The organism is Janibacter terrae (genome assembly GCF_039636765.1).
In the GTDB taxonomy this organism is placed as follows: Bacteria; Actinomycetota; Actinomycetes; order Actinomycetales; family Dermatophilaceae; genus Janibacter; species Janibacter terrae.
Genome location: NZ_CP144167.1, coordinates 97293 through 121924, shown reverse-complemented (window position 1 = coordinate 121924; position 24632 = coordinate 97293). Strand labels below are relative to the sequence as shown.

Genomic DNA, 24632 nt, shown 5'->3' with positions numbered 1-24632 from the left:
GGGCCCACGGACCAGGAGTCCGTGGGCCCTCGTGGCTCACGCGAGGACGTCGACGCCGGCGTGGTCGGCGATGCGCTCGGACAGGTCCGCGAGGTGTGCTCGCCGGTCACCCCACGTGCGGGTGATCATCGTCAGCCGGGAGGTCAGGTGCCCGACCGGGTGCTCAGCGGTGACCCCGATGCCTCCGTGCATCTGGATGGCCTCCTGGCCGACGAGCCGGGCCGCCCTGTCCACGACGACCAGGGCGCGCAGGACGGTGTCGACGTCGAGGGGTGACTCGTCGACCACCATCGCGGCGTAGAGCGTCGCGCTGCGGGCCAGCTCCAGCTCGGCGTACATGTCGGCGGCCCGGTGGGTCAGGGTCTGGAAGCTGGCGAGGCTGCGGCCGAACTGGGTCCGGGTGCGCAGGTACTCCGTCGTGAGGCGCAGGGCTTCGTCCATGGCGCCGATCGCCTCGGCGCACAGGACCGTGTGGCCGGAGGCGAGCGCCTCACGGAGGGCGGTGTCGGCGGCCGGCCCCTGCCCGAGCAGGGTCGCAGGGGTGGCGTCGAGCACGACCTCCTGCGTGGTCGCACCCGTGGTCGACACGAGGAAGACCCCGGTCCCCGCGTCCGTGGCTGCCGTGACGACCAGGTGGGTCGCGGACGGGGCGTAGCGCACGGGCGACTTGGTGCCGGTGAGGGTCCACGCACCGTCGGCGCCGGTCGCGGTGACGTCGGTCGGGACGGGGGACCACGCGCGCATCGGCTCGGCGAGCGCGGGAACCGCCAGGACCTCTCCTGACGACAGGCCGGCGAGGACCTCGCGGCGGACCTCGTCGGTGGCGAGGGAGCGGACGAGCGACCCGGCGACGACCGTCTCGGCGAGCGGTACCTGCACTCGGGACCGGCCGACCTCGGTGGCGGCGGCGGCGAGGTCGGCGAGACCGGCGCCTACCCCTCCGTCCTCCTCGGACCAGAGCAGAGCGGGCACGCCTGTCTCGACCAGACCCGACCAGACGGTCTCGTCATGGTGAGCAGGGGCGGCGGAGTCGCCGCGCTCGGCCGCAGGGGAGCCGTGGCGGCGCAGCACGCCGCGGACGGCATCGGCCAGGGCACGTTGCTCGTCGGTGGGGGTGAAGTCCATGGGTCAGCCCTTCAGTCCGAGGATGGTCGCGGCCACGATGCCGCGCTGGACCTCGCTGGATCCGCCGTAGATCGTCGCCTTGCGGTAGTTGAGGTAGGTGGGGACGCTGCGCGCGGCCCAGGCCGGCACGGAGTCGAGCTCGTCCCAGACCAGGCCCATCGGGCCGCTGATGTCCACCGCCAGCTCGAGGACCTCCTGCTGGAGCTGGGAGCCGCACAGCTTGAGGATCGAGGACGCCGGGTTGGGCCGGCCGTCCTCCGAGGTGCCCGAGACCCGCACGACGGTCAGCTCGAGCGCCATGAGCCGCGACTCGAGGTCGGCGAATCGCGCGGCCGTGCCCGGGTCGTCGAGGAGGGTGCCGTCGCCGAGGCGCACCTGTCGAGCGTGCTCCTTGAGCTCGACGAGCCAGCGCTTGACGAGCCCGGTGTTGGCGACGCCCACGCGCTCGTTGCCCAGCAGGAACTTCGCGTAGTCCCAGCCCTTGTTCTCCTCGCCGACGAGCTGGTCGGCCGGTACGCGGACGTTGTCGAAGAAGACCTCGTTGACCTCTTGGCCCCCGTCGAGCGTGCGGATCGGCCGGACCGTCACCCCCTCGCTGCGCATGTCGAGCAGCAGGAAGGAGATCCCGGCCTGCTTCTTGGGTGCCGCGGGGTCGGTGCGGACGAGGGCGAACATCCAGTCGGCGTGCTGCGCGAGGGTCGTCCAGGTCTTCTGGCCGTTGACGACGTACACGTCACCGTCGCGCACAGCGGTCGTGCGCAAGGACGCGAGGTCCGACCCGGCACCCGGCTCGGAGAACCCCTGGCACCACCAGATCTCGGCGGTGGCCGTCTTGGGGAGGAACCTCTGCTTGAGCTCCTGGGACCCGAAGGTCGCGATGACCGGCCCCACCATCGACGCGTTGAAGGGGAGCGGCGGCGGGACACCCGCTGCCTGCAGCTCGGTGTTCCAGATGTGCTTCTGCAACGCGGTCCAGTCCTGACCGCCCCACTCCGTCGGCCACCCGGGCGTGGCGAGACCCGCCTCGGCGAGGGCTGCCTGACTGCGTCGGATGTCCTCTGGTCCAAGTTTCTCGCCCGCCCCGACCTTGTCGCGGAGATCCTGGGGGAAGGTCGTCGTGAAGTACTCACGCAGCCGTTGCTGGAAGGCCGAGTCGTCGGCTGAGAGGCGTCGATGCATGGGGTCAGGCTAGTCGGGACGACCTCCGGTTGCTGGCAGGGTGGACCCGTGCGACCACGCCATCACGTCCTCGTCGTCGGGGGCGGCATCGCCGGCCTCGCGCTCGCCGCGGCCCTCGACCCGCGCCGGGTGCATGTCACTCTCGTCGAGGAACGCCCCGAGCGGGCCGGGCACGGCACCGTCCTCGCCCTGTGGCGCGGCGGCCGATCGGCCCTCGACGACCTCGGGGTCGGCGAGACGGTCCGGCGCACCGCGCTGCCGGTCGAGCGGGCCGCGCTCCGCTCGGCGGACGGCGCCCCCCTCGTCGCCCGCCGCGACCTGCCGTTGTGGTTCGTCCCGCGCCGCGATCTCGTGACGTCGCTCGAGGCGGGGATCCCCCCTTCGGTCACGCGCACGACCCGGCAGGTCACCGACCCGCGCGCGCTCGCCGCGGAGGTCGGCGCCGACCTCGTCGTCGGGGCCGACGGGGTGCGCTCGGTCTGCCGGCAGCAGGCCTTCGAGGGCAGCGCGCCGGTCGTCACGGAGTGGATCGCGCTGCGCGGCCACCTGCCCGGACCGCCGACGACGAGCGCCACGGAGTGGTGGGGGCCGGACGGCCTCTTCGGGACGACGCCCGGCCCACAGGGCGTCGCGTGGTTCTGCGCGGTGCGCGCCGACCACCGGGGCGTCACCGTCGACCCGGCGGAGGCGGTCGCCGCCGCGCGGGGCCACTTCGGTGACTGGGACCCCACGGTCCGCGACGTCCTGGCCCGCGTCGGCGATGCCGCGGACGTCCAGCGGGTGCTCCTCGCGCCGCCGATGCGCACGATCGTCGACGACGGCCTCGTCCTCGTCGGCGACGCCGCGCACGCGATGAGCCCCAACCTCGGCCGCGGCGCCAACGAGGCCCTCCGGGACGCGGTCGTCCTCGCCGAGGAGATCCACCGCCGGGGGACGAAGGGAGCCCCCCTCGCCTACAGCAGACGCCGCCACGCCTCCGGCCAGGTCCTGCGGCTCACCGCGACCGTCGCCCTCCGGGCGGCGACGAGCCGCCGCGGCCGCGGTGTGCGCGACCGAGCGCTGCGCCTCGTGCCCTAGTCTCTGGCGCGTGGACCACGACCACCTGGACGTCGCGCGCGAGCGCGTGCGCCTCCACCTGTCGCGAGGGCTCTACGACGCGGCGCTCCAGGACGTCGATCAGGCCCTGGCGAGCGCCCCGGACGACGCCGAGCTGCAACGCCTGCGCGTCGTCGCCCTCCTCGACTCCGGTCGCTCGCAGTGGGCCCTCGACGCGGCCAACCACGCGCTCGTCGCCGACCCGGACGACCCGACCCTGCACCTCCTCGCGTCGATGGCCCTGTCGCGACTCGGCCACCACGGCGACGCCGTCGCGGCCGCCGGCGAGTCGGCGCGGCTGGCCCCCTTCGAGCCGGAGCCGCAGCGCCAGCTGGCTCGCGCCTACGCGGCGGGCGGTCCGCAGTGGTCCGCCGAGGCACGGCTCGCCGCCGGGCGCGCCCTCGAGCTCGGTCCCCGTGAGGCCGACAGCCACCTGGCGATGGTGGACGCCGTCTTCCCGCAGGGCCGCCGACCCGGACGGCGCGACCTCGAGCTCGCCGAGCACCACGTGCGCGCCGCCCTCGACCTCGAACCCGAGTCGCCCATGGCGCTCAACGAGCTCGCGCGCATCCAGATGGCGCGCCGGCGCCCCGCTGCGGCCGCCGGCACCCTCGCGCGAGCCGTGTCGGGGTCACCTCAGGAGCAGCTCTTCCACGCCAACATGGACGTCGCCCTGACCAACAACGTGGCGATCGCGCACTGGGCGCTCTTCCTGTCGGTCTTCATCATCGGTCGGATCGACGCGATCCCGGAGCGCCCCCGCTTCGGGATCATCGCCGGGCTCTCGCTCCTCGCCGTCGGGTTCATCGTCGTGCGCCTGCTGCGCGAGGTGCCGACCGCCCGCGGTGCCTACCTCCGCGGCTTCGCGCGGCGGCAGCCGCTCGTCGCGATCTGGGCCTGCCTGCTCCTCGTGGGCGTGCTCGCCTTCCTCCTCGGTGCGGCGACCGGCTTCGCCGGGGCCTACGGCATCGGGGTCGGCTGCCTCCTCGTCGGCGCGGTCCTGTCGTGGGTCGCCTGGGCCCGCAACCGCTAGGCGTGCCAGCCGGGGGAGCGGCCGAGCGGGTCCACGCACAGCTCGGCCTGGGGCGGGTGGCGCAGGCGCTCGCGACCGTCGAGTCCGGCCTCGCGGCGACACCGGACGACCCCGAGCTGCTCACCCTGCGTGCCCGCGCGCTGCACCAGCTCGACCGCGGCGCCGAGGCCCTGCGCGCCGTCGGCGAAGCCCTCGCCGTCGCGCCCGACGAGCCCGGGCTGCACATGATCCGCTCGTCGGTCCTCCACGTCCGCGGCGACCGCGCCGGCGCCTACGAGGCGGCGGTCGAGGCGACGCGGCTGGCTCCCTTCGCCCCCGGCCCGCACCGGCAGGTCGCGCTCGTGCTCGTGCAGGACATCGGGACCCGGGAGCGAGCCGTGGCCGTCGCGGCGCACGCGCTCTCGCTCGACCCGGGCGACCCCGACAGCCACGTGACGATGGGCATCACCCTCTGGCCCAGCTCGCCCGGAGGCTCCCGGGCGCAGCGCGACGCGGCCCGCTGGCACCTCATGGAGGCCCTGCGTCTCGACCCCCACCACGCCTGGGCCATGACCGAGCTGGCCCGCACGGACCTGCGCGGCGCCCGCATCGGGAGCGCCACCTCCCGCATCGTGCGTCAGGCCGCGCTCGACGACGGCCGGTCCGCGGGGTCGATGGACCTGGTCCTCGTCTTCCTGCTCGGGCTGTGGACCGCACTGGTCGTCGGGCAGCTCGTCACGGTCATGGCCACCGGGTCGCTGCCGTGGGTCGGGCGTGCCGTCTCGCTCCTCCCGCCGCTGCTGCTCGCCCTGCCCGCGCTCGCCTGGGCCCGCGCCGTCCCCCGAGGACGAAGGGCGTACCTGCGCCGCTTCTCCCGTGCCCACCGCGTCGCCACCGGTTGGGCCGTCGTCGTCACCGTCGCGTGCGTCGCGGCGATCGTCATCGCCTGGAGCCGGTGGTGAGCCGGGTGTCGTGGAGGATGGGCCCATGAGCGACCTCATCGACTCACTCGCCCGCGCCGTCGGAGCCAGCCCGCAGGACCTGCCGCTGCGTCTCCACCTCGCGCAGCTGCTCGTGGACGCCGGCCGCGGCGACGAGGCCGTCACCCACTGCGCCACCGTCCTCCAGCAGGACCCGGCCAACGCCGCGGCGCGGGAGCTGATGGCCGCGGCCCTCACGCCAGGGCCCACCTCACCCGGGCCCACCACGCCCGCGCCTGCCCGCTCCCACGACGGCTTCGACTGGAGCGCCGCCGAGGGGGAGATGGGCGACATCTCCCCGCAGCCGATGTTCGTCGACGGCGACCCGGGCGCGTCCGAGGTCGCCGCGCACGACCTCGAGCGTCCCGCGATCACGCTCGAGGACGTCGGGGGCATGCAGCAGGTCAAGGCGCGGCTCGACGCGGCCTTCCTCGCCCCCCTTCGCCATCCGGAGCTGCGCAAGGCGTACGGCAAGTCGCTCAAGGGCGGCATCCTCCTCTACGGTCCGCCCGGCTGCGGCAAGACCTTCGTCGGCCGCGCCCTGGCAGGCGAGCTCGGCGCCGGCTTCGTCAACGTCGGGATCAGCGACGTCCTCGACATGTACACGGGCCGGTCCGAGCGCAATGTCTCGGAGATCTTCGAGTTCGCCCGCTCGCACGCGCCGACGGTCGTCTTCCTCGACGAGCTCGACGCCATCGGCGCCAAGCGTGCGACGACGCACAACAGTGGCCTGCGCACGGTCGTCAACCAGCTGCTCATGGAGATGGACGGGGTCGAGGCCGACAACGAGGGGGTCTTCGTCGTCGGCGCGACCAACCAGCCGTGGGACGTCGACGCGGCCCTGCGCCGCCCCGGCCGACTCGACCGCACGCTCTTCGTCGCCCCGCCCGACGAGGAGGCGCGGGCCGCGATCTTCCGCCACCACCTCGCCGACCGGCCCGTCGAGGGCGTCGACGTCGCCTGGCTCGCGCGCCGGTCGCAGGGCCTCTCGGGCGCCGACATCGCGCACGTCTGCGAGACCGCCACCGAGTTCGCCCTCATGGAGGGCGCGCGCACCGGGACGATGCGCTGGATCGGCATGGCCGACCTCAAGCGCTCGCTCGGGGAGGTGCGCCCCTCCACCGGGCCGTGGTTCACGTCCGCGCGCAATGTCGTGGAGTTCGCCAACGTCGATGGTGCCTACGACGAGCTGCGGGACTGGATGCGCAAGAACAAGGTGCGTTGACCCGGGTCACGTCCGCACCGGGACCGGTGCCCGCAGCGGTTAGGTTGGCCGACATGCGACGACGACTCCTGGTGGCCGCCGTGCCCCTCGCCCTGGCACTGCCGGCCGGCTGCTCGGCCTTCGAGGACGCAGCCCCGCCCGCAGAGGCCCTCGAGACGGCGCGCACGGCCTTCGTCGACGCCGGTGCGGTCGGCTTCGACCTCAAGCAGTCCGCCATCCCCAAGGGGCGCGACGGCGTGTCCGCGGCGGACGGCTCGGGCATCGTCGACACGACCACGCCCAAGTTCCAGGGAGAGGTCACCGGGGTCATCCGGGGCAACTCCGCAGGCGTCGAGATCATCGCCGTCGACGACAAGACGTGGATGTCCTTCTTCACCAAGGACTTCAACCCGGTCGACATGTCCGACCTCGGCGCGCCCAACCCGGCCGAGTTCTTCCGCCCCGGCAGCGGCGTCGACCAGATCCTCGCCGGCACGACCGACGCGAGCGAAGGGGAGCGCACCCGCGCCGGCGACACCGTCCTGCAGGAGTACACCGGCAAGGTCCCGGCCGAGGACGTCCACCGACTGTTCGCGCTCGGTGAGGGCGCCGACGACTTCGACGTCACGTACGGCATCGAGCCCGAGAGCGGGGAGCTGCGCTCGGCGGAGATCACCGGCAACTTCTACGAGGAGCAGGAGACGACCTTCACGCTCAAGATCAAGGACTACGGCAAGGCCGTCGAGATCTCCGAGCCCGCGTCCTGACCGTGACGCTCGACGTCCCCGGGCGCAGCCCCCGGGCCCTGCTCGCGCTCGCCTCGACGGCGGTCGCGCTCGCCGCCGCGGACACCTACGTCGTCGTCCTCGCGCTGACCGACATGATGAACGGCGTCGGCCTCGGCCTGGACAACCTCCAGCGCGCCGCACCGATCATCTCGGGCTTCCTCCTCGGCTACGTCGCGGTCCTGCCCCTCATCGGGCGCCTCGCCGACGTCGTGAGCCGATCGCGGATCCTCCTCGGCTGCCTCGCCGTCTTCGTCGTCGGCTCAGGCATCACCGCGCTCGCGGTCGACCTCGACGTGCTCGTCGTCGGCCGCGTCGTCCAGGGCGTCGGCGGAGGCGGCCTCGTCCCAGCGACCCTCGCGCTCGTCGCGGACCTCTGGCCGCCGGGACGCCGGGGGATGCCGCTCGGCGTCGTCGGCGCGGTCCAGGAGCTCGGCTCGGTCCTCGGCCCCCTGCTCGGGGCAGCGGTCCTCGCCGTCGCGGACTGGCGGGCGATCTTCTGGCTCAACGTCGTGCTCGGCCTGGTCCTCTGGGTCGCGATCGCGTCGATCACCCGGGTGGCGCCCTTCGAGACGGCCGCGGGCGGCCTCCTCAGGGAGCGGGGGAGTCCGGCTGCGGGCGGCCTCCTCAGGGAGCGGGGGAGTCCGGCTGCGGGCAGGGAGCGGGGGAGGCGTACTGGGACGGTCGTCCTCGGGGTCGTCACCGTCGGCCTGCTCTGGCTGACGCTCGCGGCCCCCGCGGTGCTCGCCACGGACGTCTACCTCGGGGTGCCGTTCGTCCCCTTCGTCGGCGACCGCCGGGTGCTCACGCCGGTCGGTGCGCTGACCGCGGCCCTCGCCGTGCTCCTGCTCGTCCGCACCGCCCGCCTCTGGTGGGCGCCGCTGCGCGACAGCGACCTCCCGGGCGCGCTGCTCCTCGGGACGGCACTCGGGAGTGTCGTGCTCACCTTCAGCTCGGCGGACCCCGAGAGCGAGGTCGTCGGCCCGCTCGGCTACGCGCTGCTGCCCGTCGCGGTCGTCGCCGTGCTGCTCTACGTCGTCCGGCACCGCACGGCCGGAGCGCCGCTCGTCCCGCGGGGCACGGTCCGCGGCCGCACGGGCTGGTCGCTGCTCGTCTCGCTCGCCGTGGGGGTGGCCCTCGTCGCGGTCGTCGTCGACGTGCCGCTCTTCTCCCGCCTGACGACGGAGGGCTCGCAGACCGACGCGGCGATGGAGCTCGTGAAGTTCCTCGTCGCCGTCCCGGTCGGCGCCCTCCTCGGTGGGTGGGTGCTGCGCTGGGTCGGCGACGGTCTGGCCGCCGGCGTCGGGCTCACCCTCGCCGCCGTCGGGCTGCTGCTCATGTCGGGCTGGGAGCGCGGGTCGCTCGCCGAGCTCACCTCGACCCTCACCCTCGCGCTCGTCGGGCTCGGGCTCGGCATGGCGCTCGCGCCGGTCAACGACGCCGCGCTCGCGGACTCGCCCCAGGACGTCCACGGCACCGCCTCGAGCCTCGTGGTCGTCGCCCGCATGGTCGGGATGGTCGTCGGGCTCGCGCTGCTCACCGGTGTCGGCCTGCACCGCTACTACGCGGCCGTCGAGGCGCTGCCGCGCGAGCAGCAGACGAGCGGCCGGGCGCTGCTCGACGCCGCGCTGCTGCAGGTGCACACGGTCTTCGTCGGGGCCGCCGGTGCCGCCGCGGTGGGCGCGCTGCTCGCCTTCGTCTTCCTCGGCATCCGGCGGCGCGAGGGCTCAGGCTCGTTGGCGCGCGGGTTCGGCGTCGAGGAGTAGCTCGATCTTGTCGGCGACCACCGCAGGGACCTCGAGCAGGACCATGTGGCCGGTGCGCGGCACCATCCAGAAGTCGGCCCCCGGGATGCCGGCGGCCAGCCGCCGGCCGGCGGAGACCGGGGTGAGCCGGTCCATCCCGCCCGTCACGACGACCGTGCGCACGTCCGCGAAGGGGGCGAGGTGCTTGCGGAAGTCGAGCTCGCCGATCGCGCGGTGCCAGTCGGAGACGACATTGGCCCGGGTGCGCGTGGTCATCCGCATCGTCGTCCGCACGGCGACCGGGTCGGGGTCCGGACCGAAGAGGTTGGCTGCCGTGAGCCGCGCCGTGGAGGGCAGCCCGCGGGCCTTGGCCGGCAGACGGCCGAGCAGCCCCATGGCGAGGGCCTCGCCCCGGATCGCCCGCCGGTCGAGGTGCGCGGCGGTGCCGACCAGGGCGACGCCACGGACGCGGCGGCGCACCAGCTCGGGGTCGACCTGGGCCATCGCCATGATCGTCATGCCGCCCATCGAGTGGCCACCGAGGACGACATCGCCCTCCGGCGCGGTCTCCGCGATGACCTCACGCAGCGTGACCCCGAGGTCCAGGAGGGAGACGCGGCGGTCCCGGCCCGGCGTCGACCGGCCGTGGCCCGGCTGGTCGTAGGTGATGACCCTCAGGTGGGGGCGCCGGCGCTGCAGCTCGGCGACGACCGGTTCCCACACCTCGGTCGTCGAGCACCAGCCGTGGGCGAGGACGAGCGTCGGGCCCTCGGGACGGTCGCCGGCCGCCGGGTGGTCGAGGACCGCGATGCGCGCCCCGTCAGGGGCGGCGACCGTGAGGCGACGGGCCGTCGAGGTCACGCAGGGCTCCCCGGGTCGCCGTCGAGCCCGACGATGACCGGCGCGTGGTCGCTCGCGCCCTTGCCCTTGCGCTCCTCGCGGTCGATCGAGGCGCCCGTGACGCGGTCGGCGAAGGACGGCGACCCGAGGATGAAGTCGATGCGCATGCCGCGCTTCTTGGGGAAGGCGAGCTGCTGGTAGTCCCAGTAGGTGTAGGTACCCGGCCCGGGGGTGTGGGGGCGGACGACGTCGACGAAACCGGACTCGAGGAAGGCGTTGAAGGCGGCCCGCTCCGGCGGCGAGACGTGGGTCTTGTCGGCGAAGTACGCCATCGACCACACGTCCTCGTCCTGCGGCGCGACGTTCCAGTCGCCGCACAGCGCCGTCGGGGTCCCGTCGGCGCTCCACTCGCTCGCGCGCTGCCGCAGCTGCTCGAGCCAGGAGAGCTTGTAGGCCATGTGCGGGTCGTCGAGGGTGCGACCGTTGGGGACGTAGAGCGACCACACGCGCACGCCCCCGCACGTCGCGCCGATCGAGCGCGCCTCGGGCGCGAGCGGATCGCCGAACCCGGGGTCACCGTCGAACCCGATCGAGACGTCCTGCAGGCCGACCCTGGAGAGGATCGCCACGCCGTTCCACTGGTTCAGGCCGTGGTGGGCGACCTCGTAGCCCAGGGCGGTGAAGCGGTCGAAGGGGAACTGCTCCTCCCTGGCCTTGGTCTCCTGGATGGCGAGCACGTCGACGTCGCTGCGCTGCAGCCAGGCCTCGACGCGGTCGACGCGGGAGCGGATGGAGTTGACGTTCCAGGTCGCGATACGCACGGCGCCACCCTAGCCGGGCGCCTTGGCCTGCCCCGCGGGTGAGCGCGGCCTGACACCATGGGCCCATGGCCATGCGACCCCTCGTCGAGATCCCCGCTGCCGACGGCACGGCCGAGGCGGTCGTCGCCCGGCCCGACGCGGACGGCACGTACCCCGGCGTCCTGCTGTGGATGGACGCCATCGGGCTGCGGCCCCGCATCGAGGAGATGGCCGACCGCATCGCCTCGTGGGGCTACATCGTGCTGGCGCCCAACACCTTCTACCGGCTCGGCTCTGCGGCAGAGATGTCGCCCCCTGCAGGTACCGACCTGACCGACCCCGAGCAGCGGGCGACCTACGGTCAGCTGAGCCTGCCGCGTGTCGCCGAGCTGACGAAGGAGCGCACCGAGGCGGACGTCGCCCCCTTCGTCGCCGCGCTGCGCGCCCTGCCCGGCGTCGCCGAGGGCCCGATCGGGACCACGGGGTACTGCATGGGGGCCAAGCACGCGACCCGGGCCGCCTGCGTCGACCCGAGCATCGCGGCCTGCGGTGGCTTCCACGGGGCGCACGTCGCCTCCGACGGGCCCGACAGCCCGCACCTGTCGCTGGGGAGCGCGCGGGCGGCCTTCGTCTACGGGCACGCCGACCGCGACGGCACGATGCCGCCGGAGATGGTCGAGCGGCTCGACGCGGCGCTCGCGGAGCACGGCCTGCAGGCGCAGACCGCGATCTACCCCGACGCCCCGCACGGCTTCACGATGAGCGACACGTCGAGCTACCAGGAGGCGGGCGCCGAGCGGCACTTCGCCGAGCTCGAGGAGCTCTTCGCGCGGACCCTGCAGGCCGGGGGAGAGCACGCATGAGCACCGCCCTCGTCACCGGTGCCACGGCCGGCATCGGCCGCGAGTTCGCGGTCCAGCTGGCCGCGCAGGGTCACGACCTCGTCCTCGTCGCCCGCGACACCGCGCGGCTGCACGACCTCGCCACCGAGCTGGGCGAGGCGCACGGGGTGCACGCCGAGGTGCTCGCGGCCGACCTGTCCGACCGTGCCCAGCTGGAGCGGGTCGCCGAGCGGCTGCGCGCCGCCGACCGGCCCGTCGACCTGCTCGTCAACAACGCGGGGTACGGGCTGGGGACCCCCTTCGTCGACACCGACGTCGAGGACGAGGAGCGCCTGCTCGACGTGCTCGTGCGCGCGGTGCTCGTCCTCAGCCACGCGGCCGCCGGCGCCATGGTCGCGCGCGGGCACGGCCGGATCATCAACGTCTCATCCGTCGCCGGCCACCTGACGAGCGGCACGTACGCCGCGGCCAAGGCCTGGGTGACGACCTTCACGGAGTCCATCGCGGCACAGCTGCGGCCGAAGGGGGTCCGCGTCACCGCGCTCCTGCCCGGCTACGTGCGCACCGAGTTCCACGAGCGCGCCGGGATCGACAAGGGCACCCGGTCCGGTCCCTTCTGGCTCGACGCGAGCGACCTCGTGCGCGCGGCGCTCGCCGACTCGGAGCGGGGTCGCGTCGTCTCCGTGCCGAGCCCGCAGTACAAGGCCGTCGTCGCGCTCGTCCGCCACCTGCCCCGGGTGCTCCTGCGCAACCCGCGCGTCACCGCGCTGCATCGCAAGGACACCCACTGACGACGGTCGACCTAAACTGGCAGGCGTGACTGACATCGCTGCCGACCGCGCCCGCCTGCTCGAGATCGTCAAGGACAAGGCCATCGTCCACGGACGCGTGACGCTGTCCTCCGGCGCGGAGGCCGACTACTACGTCGACCTGCGCCGCATCACCCTCGACGGCGAGGCCTCCCCGCTCGTCGGCCGCGTCTTGCTCGACCTCGTCGAGGACCTCGACTTCGACGCCGTCGGTGGGCTCACGCTCGGTGCCGACCCGGTCGCCACGTCGATGCTCCACGCCACTGCGGCGAAGGGGGAGCGCCTGGACGCCTTCGTCGTGCGCAAGGCGGGCAAGGCGCACGGCCTGCAGCAGCGCATCGAGGGCCCGTCGATCGCCGGGCGGCGTGTCCTGGTCGTCGAGGACACCTCGACGACCGGGAGCTCGCCGCTCGAGGCAGCCACCGCCGCCCGCGAGGCGGGCGCCGAGGTCGTCGCCGTCGCGACGATCGCCGATCGCGCGACCGGTGCGGCGGAGAAGTTCGCCGAGGCTGGCCTCGAGTACCGCCACGTCTTCGGGCTCGAGGAGCTCGGGCTCGCCTGACCCCGTGCTCCACGGCTAGGTTAGGCTCGCCTCATCAAGCCGTCCCGGTCGCACGAGGAGAGTCGAAGGTGGAGTCGCAGTTCGAGGTGACGGTCGTCGCCGTCACGGACCTCAACCCCGTGGTGCGCCGGATCACGTTGTCCGCGCCGCAGCTGCGCGACCACCGCCTGGTCGGCCCCGACGAGTACTTCGGTCTGCTCGTCCCCGGCGCCGACGGCCGGCTGCACCTGCCCGATCCCGCGTGCAGCAACGTGCGGGCTGCGATCAGCGAGATGCCCGAGGACGAGCAGCCCGGGCTGCGCTGGTACACGGTGCGCGCGCTGCGTCGCGATGTCCACGAGATCGACGTCGACATCGTCACGCACGGCGACTCCGGCCCGGGCTCCGCATGGGCGACGGCCGCCCAGGTCGGCGACAGGGCCGCGTTCCGCTCCGGGGGAGCGCTCTACTCCAGCTTCGAGCACGCGCGCCAGCTGCTCGTCGCCGACGAGACCGCGGTGCCCGCGCTGCTCGCGATCCTCGAGGAGCGCGACCGTCGCGGCCTGCCAGGCCTCGGCGCCGACATCGAGGCGCACGTCGAGGTCCCCTCCGCCGAGGTCCTGGGCGGCCTCGACGTCCCGGCCCGGGTCACGGTCCACGAGCGCGGGCACGCCGCCCCCGGGACCGCGGTCCTCACCGCACTCGTCGCCACCCCCGTCTCGACCGCGGACCTGGACCACGCGTGGCTGTGCGGCGAGTCGGGGCTGGCGACCTCCCTGCGGCGCCATCTCGTGCAGGAGGTCGGCATGGACAGGCGCGCGATCACCTTCTCCGGCTACTGGAAGCTCGGTGCCGCACGCGTCTGAGCCCTTCGAGATGGTTGCTTCGCGACCTCCTCCGGGGGCGGGGCGGGCGGCGGGTAGCCTGCGCGACATGGAGCCGCACCTCGTCGCCCTGGATGTCGACGGCACGATCCTGACCCACGCCGGCGAGCTGCGTCCGGCCACCCGCGACGCGATCCGCGCGGTCGCCGACGCGGGGCACCACATCGTCGTCTCGACGGGCCGCTCCGTCCTGGCGACGACCCCGGTCCTCGACCTGCTCGGTCTCTCGCACGGGTGGGCGATCTGCTCCAACGGCGCGGTCACCCTCGAGCTGGATCCCGCTGCGCCGCAGGGTTATCGGATCGCCGACACGGTGACCTTCGACCCGCGCGCGGCGCTCACGCTCGTCATGGAGCACGCCCCCCACATCCTCGTCGCGGTGGAGGAGGTGGGCGTGGGATTCAAGGTCGCCCGCCCCTACCCCGAGGGCGTGCTCCAGGGCGAGCAGGTCGTCGTCCCCTTCGAGCAGCTCGTCGACCGGCCGACGACCCGCGTGACCTTCCACGACCCCGACGCGGCGAGCGAGGACTTCCTCGAGCTCGTCGAGCGGATCGGTCTGCACGGCGTGAGCTACGCCGTCGGCTACACCGCCTGGCTCGACCTCGCGCCCGAGGGTGTGTCCAAGGGGTCCGCGCTCGAGCTCGTGCGCCGTCGCCTCGGCGTCGAGCCGCACCTGACCTTCGCCGCGGGGGACCAGCGCAACGACCTCGAGATGCTCCGGTGGGCGGCACGCGGGGTCGCCATGGGCGGTGCGCCGCCCGAGGTCGTCGATGCCGCGGACGAGACCACGGGGTCCGTCGACGAGGACGGGCTGGCGCACGCCCTTCGCCCCCTCGCCTGAACCCTCCGGGTCCGGCGGAGGGGCATGATTGGCAGGTGAGCCGCACCCGAGACCTCGACGACGCCCGTGACGCTGCCCGGGACACCGCCCGAACCGTGGGCGACCACCCCGCCCTCGAAGCCCTCGCCCGCGTCGGCTTCGTCGTCTCCGGCGTCCTGCACATCGTCATCGGCTACACCGCCGGTCGCGTCGCGTGGGGCGGTGGCGGCGGGCAGGCCGACCAGTCCGGCGCGCTCGCCTCGCTCGCGAGCAACCCCGGTGGCGTCGTGCTCATGTGGGTCGTCGTCATCGGCCTCGTCGCGCTCGCCCTCTGGCAGCTGGCCGTGGCCGTCGCGCCCGCAGTCGGTGACGGGGGCGTCGGCGACCGGCTCAAGGCCGTCGGCAAGGCCGTCGTCTACGGAGCGCTGGCCTTCACGGCGCTGAAGTTCGCGCTCGGCTCGGGCTCCTCGTCGTCGAGCGAGCAGTCCTCGCAGGATGTCACCGCGAGCCTCATGCAGCAGCCGGCCGGGCGGTGGCTCGTCGGTGCGCTCGGCGTCGGGATCATCGCGGTCGGCGGGTACCACGTGTACAAGGGCGTGACGCAGCGTTTCATCAAGGACCTCGAGGAGGACCCGGGCACCGTGGCGCGCACGCTCGGCATGATCGGCTACCCGGCGAAGGGGGCCGTCCTCGCCCTCGTCGGCGTCTTCTTCATCATCGCGGCCGTGCAGGAGCAGTCGGAGGAGGCCACCGGCCTGGACGGCGCGCTGAAGTCCCTGCGCGACCAGCCCTTCGGCCCGTACCTGCTCACCGCCGCGGCCCTCGGCCTCGTCGCCTTCGGCCTGTACTGCTTCGCGCGGGCGCGTCACCAGCGGATCTGAGCGGGCGCAGGACGGCCAGGCCCGTCAGGGCCGTGGCCGTGCCGAGGAGCAGTCCGGCGCTCACGTCGGTCACGTAGTGCACCCCCAGGACGATCCGGTCGGCCGCGGTCAGCAGGGCGCCCAGGACGACCAGCGCCGTGGCGCCCCAACGGATCCATGCGGTCCGCACGGTCGCCAGGAGTGCCACGAGCAGCACCGCGCCGAGGGCCGCGTTGTTCGCGTGCCCGCTCGGGTACGACCAGCTGCCGAAGGCGACGACCGCGTCCTCGGGCCTGGCCCGCTGCACGACCTCCTTGCACAGGGCGCCGAGCCCCCAGCCGACGAGCCCGATCGCGGGCACGACGAGCGCCCAGCGCCCGACGCAGCCCCGGGCGATGAGGACGAGGGTGACGGCGATGACGAGCGGGTGCACGACCCACGGACCGCTGAGGTCGGACCACACCTGCGCGACATCGGCCAGCCACGGCGCCGAGAGGACGAGGTCGGTGCCCGCGGCCAGGCCCCCTTCGTCCAGCCGCCGTGCCCACCCGGACGGGATGAGCACCCAGCGACCGAGGGCCGCGACGCAGAGCATGATGAGCGTCATCGTCACGAGGGCGGCCACGGCACGCAGAGACGTGGGGTGGTGGTCGGCAGGCACCACCCGATTGTGGGGCATGCTTGTCCCGCCATGTCCGATCTCGTCATCACCTCCCCGGCCAACCAGCGGCTCAAGGACCTCGTCACGCTCCGGCGCCGTCGTGCCCGTGAGAGCACCGGCACGACCCTCGTCGAGGGCCTCGAGGAGACCACCCTCGCGCTGGACGCCGGGGTCGCGCCGATCGCGCTCTTCCACTGCCCCGAGCTCATGCTCGACCCCTCCGTCGGCGCCGCGCTCGTCGAGGGCGCCCGCGCCGCCGGCGCCGAGGTCGTGGAGCTGGGGCGCGCCGCCTTCGAGAAGGTCGCCTACCGGGAGGGGCCCGACGGCATCCTCGCCAAGGTGCCCGCACCAGGCCTCCGGCTCGACGAGGTCGACCTTCCCGACGGCGCGCTCGTCCTGCTGTGCGAGGGCGTCGAGAAGCCAGGCAACCTGGGCGCGATGCTGCGCACCGCCGACGCGGCCGGCGTCTCCCTCGTCATCTCCGCGGACCCGGTGACGGACTGGGGCAACCCCAACGTCATCCGGTCGAGCAAGGGCACCGTCTTCTCCGTGCCGGTCGCCGCCGCGAGCACGCACGACGCCCTCGCGTGGCTCGCCGAGCGCGACATCGGGGTCGTCGCCACGACGCCCGACACCGACGTCGAGCACACCGACGTCGACCTCACCGGTCCCGTGGCGCTGGCGGTGGGTTCGGAGAAGTACGGTCTCACCGACACCGCCCTCGCCGGTGCCCGCCACCGCGTCCGCATCCCCATGGTCGGACGCGCCAACTCGCTCAACGTCGCCACCTCTGCTGCCGTCGTCGTCTACGAGGCGGTCCGCCAGCGACGGGTCTGACCACCCCGATTACTGGCCCGGGTGCGGCCTGTGTCACGATGCCTGCATGCGCGTCGACCATGTCTCCTTTGCAGCAGACAAGTCCGGTGTCAAGGCCACGGCCCAGCGTCTGGGCGAGGCACTGGGCGTGACCCCCGTCGACGGGGGTATCCACCCGCGCTTCGGCACGCGCAACATGATCCTGCCGCTCGCCCACGAGCGCTACGTCGAGGTCGTCGGGGTCCTCGACCACCCGAGCTCCGACAAGGCCCCCTTCGGCCAGGTCGTCCGTGCCCGCTCCGAGGCCGGTGGTGGCTGGATGGGCTGGGTCATCCGGGTCGACGACGACCTCGAGGCCGTCGAGGCGCGCCTCGACCGCCCGGCCGTCGACGGCAACCGTCGCCTCGCCGACGGCCGCGAGTTCACCTGGAAGCAGATCGGCATCAAGGGCACCCTCGCCGACCCGCAGCTGCCCTTCTTCGTCAAGTGGAACGACGACTCCCCTCACCCCTCGGCCGAGGCCGAGACCGAGGTGACCATCTCCGCGCTGATGATCGCCGGCGACCCGGCGCGCGTCACCGACTGGCTCGGTGGCCTGCCGCCCGAGGAGACCTCCTCCGTCATCGACTTCGAGTTCGTCGCGCCGCACGGCACGCCGGGCCTGATGTCGGTCACCTTCAACACCCCCGGCGGTCCGGTCACCCTCTGACCACCGTGGCCTCCCGGCTCGACCACGTCGGCGAGTCGCTCCTCAGCAAGCTCATCGCCGCGTGGTTCGTCGCCTGCCCCCCTCTCGGGGACGGTGGCCGACGTACCCGGCTGGGTGCCCCCCTTCTCCGCGATCCTGCAGCCGATGCGTCTCGTCGCCGAGCGGATCCACCGGCGGCCGCTCATGCAGACCCGCGGCTCGCTCTCTACAGGGAGGCGTGGCGGGCGGAGGTGTGACACCTCTGCCGGTCACGCGTCGGCCCGGGTACCCGCAGGGGGCGTACCCGGGCCGACGTTCGTCTCGGGTCAGTCGGCAGCGCGCCGCAGGCGAAGGGAGCTGAGCACCACCGCGACCGACGCCACCGCGGTCAGTGCACCGGCGACGACCGGCGGGACCAGACCGGTGAGCGCGAGCAGGAGCGCGACGACGTTGTAGCCGATCGCGAAGAGCACGTTGTGCCGGCTCACGGTGTGGGTACGCCGGGTGAGCGCGACCGCCCGCGGCACGGACTCGAGGTCACCGTGGACGAGGACGATGTCGGCCGAGTCCGCAGCCAACGGGGCGCCAGTGCCGAGGGCGAGGCCGAGGTCGGCCCGCTCGATGGCGGTGCCGTCGTGGCTGCCGTCACCGACGACGGCGACGACCCGGCCGGCCTCCTGGAGCCGGGCGATCTCGTCGTGCTTGTCCTGCGGGCGCACGTCGGCGATGACGTGCTCGGGCTCGATGCCGACCTTCGCCGCGATCTCGGTGGCGTTGTGCGCGTTGTCGCCGCTCACGAGCCAGATCTCCAGACCGGCGGCGCGCAGGGAGCGCAGGGCGTCCCCGGACGAGTCGCGCACCGGGTCGGCGACGGTGAGCGCGCCGCGGGCGGTGCCGCCCCAGCCGACGAAGACCGTCGTCCCGGGACGCTCGAGCGTTGCGAGCTCGGCCGGCACCTCGTCGAAGAGGTCGGCCCGGCCGACCGTGACGCGGGTGTCCTTGATCGACGCGACGGCACCGGAGCCGGGCAGCGCCTCGAAGTCGCGGACCACGGGGATCTTGATGCCCTGGTCCTGCGCCCGGCGCACGATCGCCCGCGCGATGGGGTGGTCGCTGCCGGACTCGACCGCCGCGGCCGCGGTGAGGACAGCGGCGGGATGCAGGCCGGGGGCGGCGGCGAGGTCGGTCACCTGGGCGTCGCCGGTGGTGATCGTGCCGGTCTTGTCGAGGACGAGGGTGTCGATGCGACCGACCCCGTCGAGGACGTGCGGGCCGGCGACGAGGATGCCGCGCTGGGCGCCGCGGGTCGTGCCGACGAGCACGGCCGCCGGGGTCGCCAGGGCGAGCGCGAGGGGGCAGGCGATGACGAGGACGGCGACGGCGACGCCGAGCGCGGTCACCGTCGAGCCGCTGCCGACCCACCAGCCGAAGAAGGCCAGCACGGCGAGGCCAAGGACGGCGGGCACGAGCGCCGAGGCGCCCCGGTCGGCGAGCCGCTGTGCGTCGGACGACCCGGTCTGCGCCCGCTCGACGCGGCGCACGATCTCGGCGTGGGTGGTGTCGGCGCCGAGCGCCGTGACCTCGACGACGAGGCGGCCGGAGGTGTTGACCGTGCCGGCGTCGACGTGGTCCCCGCTGCGGACGTCGAGCGGGACCGTGCTGCCGGTGAGCAAGGAGGTGTCGATCGAGCTCGTGCCGTCGACGACGACGCCGTCGGTGGCGACCCGCTCGCCGGGCCGGACGATGAAGTGGTCGCCGACCCGCAGGTCGCCGAGCGGCAGGAGGACCTCGGTCGTCGCCCGGGTGCGGGAGTCGATGCGCTGCACGGCGACCCCGTCGGCGCCCAGCCCGGTGAGCTCGTCGAGGTCCGCCCGGGCCGCGTCCATGGCCCGGGCCTCGACCCAGCGGCCGACGAGGAGGCAGGCGGTGACGACGGCGGCCGGAGCGAAGAAGTAGGTGGCCTCTGCTCCGGCGCCAGTCAGCAGGGTGACCGTGGACCACAGCCAGGCGAGGACGACACCCAGGCTCGAGAGGGTGTCGGTGGTGGTGCTGCGGCGGCGGGCGGCGAGGACCGCGGCTCGGTGCAGCGGCCAGGCGGCCCAGCCGATGACCGGGGTGGCGAGCAGCCACTGGACCCACGGGATGGCCGGCCCGTCCCACGGCCCGAGTGCGAGGACGACGACGGCGAGCGAGAGCACGACGGCCACGGCGGTGCGCCGTTGCAGGTCGGTGCCCTCGAGCGCGGTGTGCGTCGGGGGAGCGAGTCGGGGGCCGGGCGCGATGCTGCCCTCGTCCCCGGTGGCCGGCTCGACGTCTGCCTCGGGGCGGGGGGTGGTCGTGGTGCTCATGCCTCATTGTCCCGTCCGGCGGGTGGCTCCCGAGGGAGGCCGGGGTGGCGCGTCGCCGGTGCCGTCTGCCCGGATCGAGGTATTCGCGACCGCTTATCCGGTCGCTGGCCCATCGACCCCTTGTACCTCGATCGGGGGGCTGACGACGACCGGTCGACTCAGGAGCGGACGAGCCGGGCGATCGCCGCGCTGGCCTCGGCGACCTTGGCGGCCGCGGCCTCGTCGGACTCGCGGGCGGCATCGACGACGCAGTGGCCGACGTGGTCCTCCAGCAGCCCGAGGCTCACGGCCTGCAGGGCCTTGGTCGCGGCGGCCACCTGGGTCAGGATGTCGATGCAGTAGGTGTCCTCCTCGACCATCCGCGAGATGCCGCGGATCTGGCCCTCCACGCGGCGCAACCGCTTGAGGTAGTCGTCCTTGCTGCCGCTGTAGCCGGCCATGTCGTCCTCCTGATGGTCTCCAGAGGTCAACACCATACCCCGGCAGGGTATTTCAGGCCGTCGCCGTGACGAGGTGCGCGGTGATGGGGCCACTGACCGGCTCGTCACCCCACCGCTCGCGGAGCAGCCGCGCCATGTCCTCGGTGACCTGCTCGGCGTCGAGCTGCAGCTCGGCGAGGATGTTGGCGACTGGCGTGCCCTGGCAGTGCGCGAGGGCGATGTCGTGGGCGGACGCGGGCCGGTTGCGGTGGGCGACCACGCGGACGTCCACGTCGGTGAGGCCTGCGTCCTCGAGCTCGGCCCGGATGACGCCCACGTCGGTGTAGCCGAAGGGGACCCGCCGCAGGAAGAGGGGTGGGTCGTCCGGGAGGAGGGCCTCGAGGGCCTCCTGCACGCCGAGCGCGGCCTCGTTGTCCTCGAGGCGTCCCCATGCGGCGAGGACGAGCCGTCCTCCGGGCCGAAGGACGCGCCGGGCCTCGGCGTGGGCGCGGGGGCGGTCGAGGAACATCACCCCGAACTGGCACACCAACGCGTCGAAGGAGTCGTCGTCGAAGGGGAGGTCGTGCGCGTCGGCGGGTGCCCAGGTCACGGACTCGGAGGCCGGGAGATGGTGGGCCGCGCGGTCCAGCATGGCCGGGCTGAGGTCGGTCGCGGTGATCCGGGCGGAGGGGAGGGCCCGGTGCAGTGCCCGGGTCACGACACCGGTGCCGGCCGCGGTCTCGAGGACCTCGTCGGGAGCGGTGGCGGCGACCGCGAGCGCCACGTCCTCGGCGTAGTCGAGGAACATCAGCGGCACCAGGAGGGTGTCGTAGACGTACGGCACGGAGCCGGCGAACCCGAGGTCGGAGGGCACCCCTCGAGTATGCGCCGGCCCGGCCCCGATGGACAGCCCCTCGGCGGGTCCGTCAGCCGATGAACCGGAAGAGCGGGCTCGAGGGGTCGACCCGCTCCATCGTCAGCGGCGAGGCGTCCATGCGGGCGAGCAGGGGGAGCAGGTCGTCGGCGTGACCGAGCTCGAGGCCGACGAGCGCCGGGCCGGTCTCCCGGTTGCTCCGCTTGACGTACTCGAAGTACGCGATGTCGTCGTCGGGCCCGAGCACCTCGTCGAGGAAGCGTCGCAGCGCGCCCGGCTCCTGGGGGAAGTCGACGAGGAAGTAGTGCTTGCGACCCTCGTGGATGAGCGCCTTCTCGACGATCTCCGCGTACCGCGAGACGTCGTTGTTGCCGCCGGAGACGACGGCGACGACGGTGGCGCCCGGCTCGATCCGCAGGTCCGGCAGGACCGCCGTCGCCAGGGCACCCGCGGGCTCGGCGATGATCCCGTCGGACTGGTACATCGCGAGCATCTCCACGCACAGCGCCCCCTCGGAGACCGACGTGAGGTGGGTGCCGGTCGCGGCGACGGCCGCGTGGGTGAGGTCGCCGGCGCGCCGGACCGCGGCCCCGTCGACGAAGGGGGAGACCTCCTCGAGCTCGACCGGCCGGCCCGCGGCGAGGGCCGCGGCCATCGAGGCCGCCCCCTCCGGCTCCACCCCGACGAGGCGGGTCGTGGACGAGTTGGCGGCGAGCCACGTGGCCATGCCGCCGAGGAGCCCGCCGCCGCCGACGGGCACGGTGACGAGGTCGGGGGTGCGGCCGAGCTGCCGGACGATCTCGACCGCGACCGACCCCTGCCCGGCCATCGTGTCGAGGGCGTCGAAGGCCGGCACCATGACCGCGCCGCTGCGTGCCGCATCCGCGGCCGCCGCGGCCGCCGCGTCGTCGTAGACCTCGCCGGTGACGATGACCTCGACCAGGTCGCCACCGAGCGCAGCGACCCGCTCCCGCTTCTGCCGGGGGGTGTTGCGCGGCAGGTAGATCCGGGCACGTACGCCGAGCCGGCGACCGGCGAGCGCGACACCCTGCGCGTGGTTGCCCGCGGAGGCGGCGACGACCCCCTTCGCCCGCTGCTCGTCGGAGAGGTGGGCGATGAAGGTGTAGGCCCCGCGCACCTTGTACGACCGCACCGGCTGCAGGTCCTCGCGCTTGAGCCAGACGTCGGCGCCGGTCGCGGTCGACAGGCGCTCGCTGCGGTGCAGCGGGGTCGGCGGCAGGACATCGGCGAGCAGGGCTGCCGCCTCGTCGACGGCGGCTGCGGTGAGGAGGGGAGCGGTCACGACCCCACGGTAGACCTGCTCGCTCCGCCGCCCCCACCCCGCTCAGAGGAGGTCGAACTCCCGCAGCTCGTCCTCGGTCATCAGGCGCGACCGGATGAGGAAGCGCACGCCCTCGGGTGCCTCGACCGAGAAGCCGGAACCGCGCCCCGGGACGACGTCGACCGTGAGGTGGGTGTGCTTCCAGTACTCGTACTGTGACACGCTCATCCAGAACTCGATCGGTGTGAAGCCCTCGCTGGTGAGCGTGCCGAGGTTGATGTCGGCCTCGCTCGTGATGAAGTCCCCCGCCGGGTAACACATCGGCGATGACCCGTCGCAGCAGCCGCCGCTCTGGTGGAACATCAGCGGTCCGTGCCGCCGCTCCAGCGTCGCGAGCATTGTTGCTGCCTCGTCAGTGAGGTCGACGCGTGTACCCATGGCGGGGAACTCCCTTCGTGTCGGTGATCGGGCTCGATCAGAAGAAGCCGAGCTTGTTCTGGTCGTAGCTCACCAGCAGGTTCTTGGTCTGCTGGTAGTGATCGAGCATCATCTTGTGGTTCTCACGTCCGATGCCGGACGCCTTGTAGCCACCGAAGGCAGCACCCGCGGGGTACTGGTGGTAGCAGTTGGTCCAGACCCGGCCGGCCTGGATGCCCCGGCCCATGCGGTAGGTGGTGTGGGCACTGCGCGACCAGACGCCCGCGCCGAGGCCGTAGAGCGAGTCGTTGGCGATCGACAGGGCTTCCTCCTCGTCAGTGAAGGAGGTCAGCGAGACGACCGGGCCGAAGATCTCCTCCTGGAAGATGCGCATCTTGTTGGTGCCCTCGAAGACCGTCGGGGCGATGTAGTACCCGCCCGAGAGGTCACCGCCGAGGTCGACCACCTCACCGCCGGTGAGCACCTTGGCGCCCTCCTCGCGGCCGATGTCGAGGTAGCTCTTGATCTTCTCGAACTGGTCATTGCTCGCCTGGGCGCCCATCATCGTCTCGGTGTCGAGGGGGTTGCCCTGGACGATGGCCTCGACCCGCTTGATGGCGTCGGGGACGAACTTCTCGTACATACCCTTCTGGACCAGCGCCCGCGACGGGCACGTGCAGATCTCGCCCTGGTTGAGCGCAAACATCGAGAAGCCTTCGAGTGCCTTGTCGTAGAAGGCGTCGTCCTGGGCGGCCACGTCGTCGAAGAAGACATTCGGCGACTTACCACCGAGCTCGAGCGTGACGGGGATGATGTTCTGGCTGGCGTACTGCATGATCAGCCGGCCGGTCGTCGTCTCACCGGTGAAGGCGATCTTGGCGATGCGCGGGCTCGACGCGAGCGGCTTGCCGGCCTCGAGGCCGAAGCCGTTGACGACATTGAGGACGCCGGCGGGCAGCAGGTGGCCGATGAGCTCCATGACCTTGAGGATCGACCACGGGGTCTGCTCGGCCGGCTTCAGGACGATGCAGTTGCCGGCGGCCAGAGCGGGCGCGAGCTTCCAGACGCCCATGAGGATCGGGAAGTTCCACGGGATGATTTGCCCGACGACGCCGAGCGGCTCGTGGAAGTGGTACGCGATGGTGTCGTTGTCGATCTCGGTGTTGCCGCTCTCCTGGGCGCGGATGGCCCCGGCGAAGTAGCGGAAGTGGTCAACTGCCAGCGGGATGTCCGCGGCCAGCGTCTCGCGCACGGCCTTGCCGTTGTCCCAGGTCTCGATGACCGCGATGTCCTCGAGGTTGGCCTCGATGGTGTCGGCGATCTTGAGCAGGATATTGGACCGCTCGGTGATCGAGGTGCGGCCCCAGGCGTCCTTGGCGGCGTGGGCCGCGTCGAGGGCCTTGTCGACGTCCTCGGCGGTGCTGCGTGCGACGCGGGTGAAGACCTGCCCGGTCACCGGCGTGATGTTGTCGAAGTATTCTCCGTTCACCGGGGCGACCCACTCGCCACCGATGAAGTTGTCGTACTGCGCCTTGACCTCGATGGTCGAGTCCGAGCTGCCCGGCTGGCTGTAGACGGCCATGTCTGTCTGCCTCCTGAGAGTCAA

At 73.2% G+C, this 24632-nt stretch carries 25 protein-coding genes; 14 read left to right on the top strand and 11 right to left on the bottom strand.

What is annotated here, in order from left to right; translation table 11 throughout:
* Positions 1 to 36: 36 nt before the first annotated feature.
* Positions 37 to 1125, bottom strand: a complete 1089-nt coding sequence (locus V3C34_RS00610; RefSeq protein WP_346007783.1) for an acyl-CoA dehydrogenase family protein — start codon at positions 1123 to 1125, stop codon at positions 37 to 39.
* A gap of 3 nt (positions 1126 to 1128) precedes the next feature.
* On the bottom strand, positions 1129 to 2304 hold the full coding sequence (locus V3C34_RS00605; RefSeq protein WP_068328643.1) for an acyl-CoA dehydrogenase family protein: 1176 nt from the start codon (positions 2302 to 2304) through the stop codon (positions 1129 to 1131).
* A 48-nt stretch (positions 2305 to 2352) separates the two neighbouring features.
* Here V3C34_RS00605 and V3C34_RS00600 point away from each other — a divergent pair, with 48 nt between their 5' ends.
* The 6 genes from V3C34_RS00600 to V3C34_RS00575 are packed head-to-tail and all read left to right on the top strand — an operon-like array spanning position 2353 to position 9146.
* On the top strand, positions 2353 to 3381 hold the full coding sequence (locus V3C34_RS00600) for an FAD-dependent monooxygenase (protein WP_068328646.1): 1029 nt from the start codon (positions 2353 to 2355) through the stop codon (positions 3379 to 3381).
* Positions 3382 to 3391: 10 nt separating this feature from the next.
* Complete coding sequence (locus V3C34_RS00595) at positions 3392 to 4432, top strand: tetratricopeptide repeat protein (protein ID WP_068328656.1); 1041 nt, start codon at positions 3392 to 3394, stop codon at positions 4430 to 4432.
* 2 nt (positions 4433 to 4434) lie between these two features.
* On the top strand, positions 4435 to 5373 hold the full coding sequence (locus V3C34_RS00590; protein WP_169702036.1) for a tetratricopeptide repeat protein: 939 nt from the start codon (positions 4435 to 4437) through the stop codon (positions 5371 to 5373).
* A gap of 25 nt (positions 5374 to 5398) precedes the next feature.
* Positions 5399 to 6616, top strand: coding sequence for an AAA family ATPase (locus V3C34_RS00585; protein WP_068328664.1), 1218 nt, complete (start codon positions 5399 to 5401; stop codon positions 6614 to 6616).
* 53 nt (positions 6617 to 6669) lie between these two features.
* On the top strand, positions 6670 to 7362 hold the full coding sequence (locus tag V3C34_RS00580) for an LppX_LprAFG lipoprotein (protein WP_082807715.1): 693 nt from the start codon (positions 6670 to 6672) through the stop codon (positions 7360 to 7362).
* A gap of 2 nt (positions 7363 to 7364) precedes the next feature.
* Positions 7365 to 9146 (top strand): MFS transporter, encoded by a 1782-nt coding sequence (locus V3C34_RS00575; RefSeq protein WP_345913203.1) that lies wholly within the window; start codon positions 7365 to 7367, stop codon positions 9144 to 9146.
* On the opposite strand, the gene V3C34_RS00570 is transcribed toward V3C34_RS00575, so the two are convergent.
* Both V3C34_RS00570 and V3C34_RS00565 read right to left on the bottom strand, forming a co-directional pair.
* Positions 9108 to 9986, bottom strand: coding sequence for an alpha/beta hydrolase (locus V3C34_RS00570; protein WP_345913202.1), 879 nt, complete (start codon positions 9984 to 9986; stop codon positions 9108 to 9110). The genes V3C34_RS00575 and V3C34_RS00570 overlap by 39 nt on opposite strands.
* Positions 9983 to 10786 (bottom strand): exodeoxyribonuclease III, encoded by an 804-nt coding sequence (locus V3C34_RS00565; protein WP_345913201.1) that lies wholly within the window; start codon positions 10784 to 10786, stop codon positions 9983 to 9985. The genes V3C34_RS00570 and V3C34_RS00565 overlap by 4 nt, the downstream gene beginning before the upstream one ends.
* 65 nt (positions 10787 to 10851) lie before the next feature.
* Between V3C34_RS00565 and V3C34_RS00560 the strand changes: the two genes are divergently transcribed.
* The 6 genes from V3C34_RS00560 to V3C34_RS00535 all read left to right on the top strand — a co-directional run bounded on the left by V3C34_RS00560 (position 10852) and on the right by V3C34_RS00535 (position 15542).
* Entirely contained in the window at positions 10852 to 11628 is a 777-nt protein-coding gene (locus tag V3C34_RS00560; RefSeq protein WP_068424144.1) for a dienelactone hydrolase family protein, read from the top strand.
* Positions 11625 to 12398 carry an SDR family NAD(P)-dependent oxidoreductase gene (locus V3C34_RS00555; protein ID WP_068328683.1) on the top strand — a complete coding sequence of 258 codons (774 nt, stop codon included), beginning with the start codon at positions 11625 to 11627 and terminating at the stop codon, positions 12396 to 12398. The genes V3C34_RS00560 and V3C34_RS00555 overlap by 4 nt, the downstream gene beginning before the upstream one ends.
* Positions 12399 to 12423: 25 nt before the next feature.
* Positions 12424 to 12978, top strand: a complete 555-nt coding sequence (pyrE, locus tag V3C34_RS00550; protein ID WP_345913200.1) for an orotate phosphoribosyltransferase — start codon at positions 12424 to 12426, stop codon at positions 12976 to 12978.
* 68 nt (positions 12979 to 13046) lie between these two features.
* Positions 13047 to 13823: a siderophore-interacting protein gene (locus V3C34_RS00545; RefSeq protein WP_338537443.1), complete on the top strand. Its 777-nt coding sequence runs from the start codon at positions 13047 to 13049 to the stop codon at positions 13821 to 13823.
* A gap of 67 nt (positions 13824 to 13890) precedes the next feature.
* Positions 13891 to 14682, top strand: a complete 792-nt coding sequence (locus tag V3C34_RS00540) for an HAD family hydrolase (RefSeq protein WP_068328689.1) — start codon at positions 13891 to 13893, stop codon at positions 14680 to 14682.
* A 35-nt stretch (positions 14683 to 14717) separates the two neighbouring features.
* On the top strand, positions 14718 to 15542 hold the full coding sequence (locus V3C34_RS00535) for a DUF1206 domain-containing protein (protein WP_245634790.1): 825 nt from the start codon (positions 14718 to 14720) through the stop codon (positions 15540 to 15542).
* On the opposite strand, the gene V3C34_RS00530 is transcribed toward V3C34_RS00535, so the two are convergent.
* Complete coding sequence (locus V3C34_RS00530) at positions 15469 to 16182, bottom strand: phosphatase PAP2 family protein (protein WP_170307565.1); 714 nt, start codon at positions 16180 to 16182, stop codon at positions 15469 to 15471. The genes V3C34_RS00535 and V3C34_RS00530 overlap by 74 nt on opposite strands.
* Before the next feature lie 30 nt (positions 16183 to 16212).
* Between V3C34_RS00530 and V3C34_RS00525 the strand changes: the two genes are divergently transcribed.
* Both V3C34_RS00525 and V3C34_RS00520 read left to right on the top strand, forming a co-directional pair.
* Complete coding sequence (locus V3C34_RS00525; RefSeq protein ID WP_068328695.1) at positions 16213 to 17019, top strand: TrmH family RNA methyltransferase; 807 nt, start codon at positions 16213 to 16215, stop codon at positions 17017 to 17019.
* Between the two features lie 46 nt (positions 17020 to 17065).
* Positions 17066 to 17707: a VOC family protein gene (locus tag V3C34_RS00520; protein ID WP_068328697.1), complete on the top strand. Its 642-nt coding sequence runs from the start codon at positions 17066 to 17068 to the stop codon at positions 17705 to 17707.
* 305 nt (positions 17708 to 18012) lie between these two features.
* On the opposite strand, the gene V3C34_RS00515 is transcribed toward V3C34_RS00520, so the two are convergent.
* The 6 genes from V3C34_RS00515 to exaC form a co-directional block, all read right to left on the bottom strand.
* Positions 18013 to 20034: a heavy metal translocating P-type ATPase gene (locus V3C34_RS00515; RefSeq protein ID WP_082807719.1), complete on the bottom strand. Its 2022-nt coding sequence runs from the start codon at positions 20032 to 20034 to the stop codon at positions 18013 to 18015.
* A 158-nt stretch (positions 20035 to 20192) separates the two neighbouring features.
* Positions 20193 to 20474 (bottom strand): metal-sensitive transcriptional regulator, encoded by a 282-nt coding sequence (locus V3C34_RS00510; protein ID WP_068328699.1) that lies wholly within the window; start codon positions 20472 to 20474, stop codon positions 20193 to 20195.
* A gap of 52 nt (positions 20475 to 20526) precedes the next feature.
* Positions 20527 to 21327 carry a class I SAM-dependent methyltransferase gene (locus V3C34_RS00505; protein ID WP_068328702.1) on the bottom strand — a complete coding sequence of 267 codons (801 nt, stop codon included), beginning with the start codon at positions 21325 to 21327 and terminating at the stop codon, positions 20527 to 20529.
* Between the two features lie 52 nt (positions 21328 to 21379).
* Entirely contained in the window at positions 21380 to 22630 is a 1251-nt protein-coding gene (gene ilvA, locus V3C34_RS00500; RefSeq protein ID WP_068328705.1) for a threonine ammonia-lyase IlvA, read from the bottom strand.
* Between the two features lie 42 nt (positions 22631 to 22672).
* Positions 22673 to 23047: a DUF779 domain-containing protein gene (locus tag V3C34_RS00495; RefSeq protein WP_068424150.1), complete on the bottom strand. Its 375-nt coding sequence runs from the start codon at positions 23045 to 23047 to the stop codon at positions 22673 to 22675.
* 37 nt (positions 23048 to 23084) lie between these two features.
* On the bottom strand, positions 23085 to 24608 hold the full coding sequence (gene exaC / locus V3C34_RS00490; protein ID WP_068328711.1) for an acetaldehyde dehydrogenase ExaC: 1524 nt from the start codon (positions 24606 to 24608) through the stop codon (positions 23085 to 23087).
* Positions 24609 to 24632: the final 24 nt, after the last annotated feature.

Excerpts from the sequence above, each read along its gene's own strand:
- V3C34_RS00610 (WP_346007783.1), bottom strand. The coding sequence starts at position 1,125 with ATGGACTTCACCCCCACCGACGAGCAACGTGCCCTGGCCGATGCCGTC.
- V3C34_RS00605 (WP_068328643.1), bottom strand. The coding sequence starts at position 2,304 with ATGCATCGACGCCTCTCAGCCGACGACTCGGCCTTCCAGCAACGGCTG.
- V3C34_RS00585 (WP_068328664.1), top strand. The coding sequence starts at position 5,399 with ATGAGCGACCTCATCGACTCACTCGCCCGCGCCGTCGGAGCCAGCCCG.
- V3C34_RS00580 (WP_082807715.1), top strand. The coding sequence starts at position 6,670 with ATGCGACGACGACTCCTGGTGGCCGCCGTGCCCCTCGCCCTGGCACTG.
- V3C34_RS00560 (WP_068424144.1), top strand. The coding sequence starts at position 10,852 with ATGGCCATGCGACCCCTCGTCGAGATCCCCGCTGCCGACGGCACGGCC.
- V3C34_RS00555 (WP_068328683.1), top strand. The coding sequence starts at position 11,625 with ATGAGCACCGCCCTCGTCACCGGTGCCACGGCCGGCATCGGCCGCGAG.
- V3C34_RS00540 (WP_068328689.1), top strand. The coding sequence starts at position 13,891 with ATGGAGCCGCACCTCGTCGCCCTGGATGTCGACGGCACGATCCTGACC.
- V3C34_RS00525 (WP_068328695.1), top strand. The coding sequence starts at position 16,213 with ATGTCCGATCTCGTCATCACCTCCCCGGCCAACCAGCGGCTCAAGGAC.
- V3C34_RS00520 (WP_068328697.1), top strand. The coding sequence starts at position 17,066 with ATGCGCGTCGACCATGTCTCCTTTGCAGCAGACAAGTCCGGTGTCAAG.
- V3C34_RS00515 (WP_082807719.1), bottom strand. The coding sequence starts at position 20,034 with ATGAGCACCACGACCACCCCCCGCCCCGAGGCAGACGTCGAGCCGGCC.
- V3C34_RS00510 (WP_068328699.1), bottom strand. The coding sequence starts at position 20,474 with ATGGCCGGCTACAGCGGCAGCAAGGACGACTACCTCAAGCGGTTGCGC.
- V3C34_RS00495 (WP_068424150.1), bottom strand. The coding sequence starts at position 23,047 with ATGGGTACACGCGTCGACCTCACTGACGAGGCAGCAACAATGCTCGCG.
- exaC (WP_068328711.1), bottom strand. The coding sequence starts at position 24,608 with ATGGCCGTCTACAGCCAGCCGGGCAGCTCGGACTCGACCATCGAGGTC.